This window comes from Siphonobacter sp. (assembly GCF_048595215.1).
GTDB lineage: Bacteria > Bacteroidota > Bacteroidia > Cytophagales > Spirosomataceae > Siphonobacter.
Genome location: NZ_JBMDWJ010000317.1, coordinates 1 through 3,088, shown reverse-complemented (window position 1 = coordinate 3,088; position 3,088 = coordinate 1). Strand labels below are relative to the sequence as shown.

The following is a 3,088-nucleotide window of genomic DNA, read 5'->3' as shown; positions in this document are numbered from 1 at the left end:
TGCGGGAAGTAATGCGGCCAATGCTTCAGAGGCCGATCGTCAGTTGTACGACATTCTCTTACAAGCCAATGCGACCCGAGCCCAATTTTTCGCCAATGCTATCGATACGGAGACCAAAGGAATAGATGCCGTATTGACCTACAGCGAGCGACTGGGGAGGGGAACCTTTCGGGCGGATTTAGCGGGTTCTTTCTTCCAGACCCGGCAGGTTGGTGCGGTAAAAGCCTCGGAATTACTGCAGGGCAAAGAGGATATATACTTCAGTAACGCCAGCCGGATTTATCTGGAACGAGCCATCCCCAACAAAAAAGTGAACCTGACGCTCACGTACAATTGGGGTAAGTTCAACGTCTTTTTGCGGAATAATTACTTTGGTGGCGTAACTGAAGCTGTCAATGCCATCGAGCGGCAGCAGTACTATACGCCTAAAGTCATTACGGACATTGGTTTAGGCTACTCGATTGCCAAACCCGTCCGGATCACGATCGGGTCAAACAACCTGTTTGATGTATATCCTGATCGTATGACCGTCGCGGCGAACTCCAACAGTGGTCAGTTTCTGTATTCGCGTACGGCCAATCAGTTTGGTTTCAACGGTCGTTATGTCTTTGGCCGGGTAGAGATCAATCTGTAACGAAGATTTGAATCCTGCTTTGTAAACTCCTTGTCTTTGTGGGTTTATAAAGCAGGATTTTTATTTTATATCTGCTTGATGTTACCCCGCATTGCATACGGGGTCAATAATGTTGAACCACGCAGGGCAACTTACGGCAACCGATTTACCGACAATACAAAACTCTGCAAATCCTGATTCAACGAACGAATGCTGGATTGCAACTGATTGAGCAAATCGGCCCGATCGTGCAGATCATCGGCTTTGTACTTACCACCCTTGCCAAACAGTAAATTTTGTTTCCGGCCTTCCGTTTCACCATCAAACTGTAACGTCAGCCAGCGATCGCGAATGGAGTGAATGATGCCTTGTTTGTGCTCGTTACTAAAGCTCTTTTCGTTCAGCATGTACCAGATGAAAGGCGTATAGATGCTGGATTGCTGGGGGACCTCCCAGATGTCTTTCAGTACATTTCTCGGATGATTAAAGGGTACTTTCCGACCCTTAATCAAGCTACTGCCCCCCAGTCCTCCACTCAACAAACCGCCTACCAGACCTACAACGTTTTGCGTAGCATTAGATGAAATACTAACGGTAGCGATGGTTGTAACGGCCCCCACGGCAATAGAAGCTACGGTGAGAATGTCGTTGCGGTTGTTGGCTCGTTCATCCAGGTACGAAGCCAGCTGATCGGCCCGTTCGCCTTCACAATCCAGCTCAGCCGAGAAAGAACTCAGTTCGGTAGTAACGAGTAAGAGCCGATTCTGTAATTCATTTTTGATGTGCAGGCGTTCAACTTTTCCCGCTAAAGAAGTATCGGATTGATTATGAATCAGTTTGTGCAAAAAAGATAAGGTTCCCGTCGCGTTAGCTATCAAAATATCGTGGTCCGAGAAATAGGATTTTAACTCCGTTGCTTGGCTCAAAAGAGAATCCGTATTGGCACTTGGAACATGGGTATTTTTAAGGTTGAAAGCTGGAGTACAATAACTAGATCGCACGGATGAGTGAAACCGTGAACAGCCGGTTGTAAGAAAGAATATTCCTAAAAAAAGTACAATAAAAATGGTTTTCATACGTAAGGTTATTCAGGTTGAAGGAGCTAAGAATTAGCTGCGTTTGTGCGACGTATATACATATTTCTCGGGTGGAATACCTCTATTAAGCGACGTTCTTAAAGGAAGAATCAAAAGTGAGAAATGAATTAGATTAAAATGTACATTAAAATAATTTAATTCTTATTAAAGGCAAAAAAATAGTGATTTATCAGACCTGAAAATACATTTGCTTCGTTTGTTACTCACCCCATTTATGAAATCTATCAAAGCATTCTTTTCAAAAGAAGGAACGGTGCTTCTGAGTTTTTTGCTGCTTGGCGGAATTATTGGTGTGCAGCATATTTTTGAAGGACCCAAATCCTATAACAACTACCTGATTTTTAGGCAGTCTTTCCTGCACGTACTGGCTGGTACGAATCCCTACGTCGAGTATCCTTCTGAGTACTTCGACATTTTTCTGTACCATCCCAGTTTTACGCTGTTCTTCAGTCCGTTTTCCTATCTGCCAATCTGGATTGGTTTAATCATCTGGACTGTAATCAGTTCCTACGTACTCTTTTACGCGATTCGTTCGCTCCCCATTACGCATTCGCAAAAGCTATTTTGCTGGTGGTTTGTTTTCATTGAGCTCAGTTTTGCTCTGCACTACCAGCAAACCAATCCGCTCATTACGGCACTAGGGCTGCTGACCTTTTCAAATCTGGAAAACGGAAAAACGGGTAGGGCAGCTTTGTTTCCGCTGTTGGCCTTCTGTATCAAGGGCTACGGGCTCATTTTCGCGGCTCTGTTTGTCTTTTATCCCCGACCCGGTCGGTACATCGCTAGTTCAATAGGCTGGTTTTTGTTATTAAACCTCCTGCCGCTTCCGTTACTGGCCTGGGATCGATTTCTGGAAGTGTATCAGCAATGGATTGCCTGTTTGCAAGCGGATTATAAAGTAAACTATGGCTTTTCAATCATGGGTTTGCTGAAGCTAATCTGGCCCGCGTTTGAGGCCGTTAGCACCGTACAGATCGTGGGTTTATTGCTACTGGCGGCAACCTGGAGTATCTACTGGCTGAAATCACGGGTTCAACCCTTGAATCTAACGACCCGTTTAAGCTTACTAGCTTATGTACTGCTCTGGGTAATCCTATTCAATCACGCGGCCGAAGCTCAAACGTATATCATTGCCGTTCAAGGTGCGGCCCTGTACATTTTACTTGAAAAAGAACGGTATTCCCGTTGGGCGACTGTCTGCACGCTACTGGTATTTTTTCTGACTGTTCTCTCGGCTTCCGACGTTTATCCGCCCCTGTGGCGAAGAGCATTCTTCTACCCTTATCTTATTAAGGTGATCCCCTGCACGCTGGTCTGGTTTGTTTTACAATTTGAATTAATTAGTCGTGGGCTTCAACAACGTAAGCACCGAATCTCA

General features: G+C 45.1%; 2 protein-coding genes and 1 pseudogene. 2 read left to right on the top strand and 1 reads right to left on the bottom strand.

Going from position 1 to position 3,088, the window contains the following annotated elements; translation table 11 throughout:
• Positions 1–634: pseudogene (locus ACOJTG_RS19705) on the top strand (TonB-dependent receptor); the annotation flags it as partial.
• A 131-nt stretch (positions 635–765) separates the two neighbouring features.
• Here ACOJTG_RS19705 and ACOJTG_RS19700 read toward each other — a convergent pair.
• The gene (locus ACOJTG_RS19700; protein WP_420155387.1) at positions 766–1,458 is read right to left on the bottom strand and encodes a hypothetical protein; all 693 of its coding nucleotides are present in this window, start codon (positions 1,456–1,458) and stop codon (positions 766–768) included.
• 466 nt (positions 1,459–1,924) lie between these two features.
• Between ACOJTG_RS19700 and ACOJTG_RS19695 the strand changes: the two genes are divergently transcribed.
• A partial coding sequence (locus tag ACOJTG_RS19695; protein ID WP_420155386.1) for a glycosyltransferase family 87 protein occupies positions 1,925–3,088 on the top strand: 1,164 nt, incomplete at its 3' end.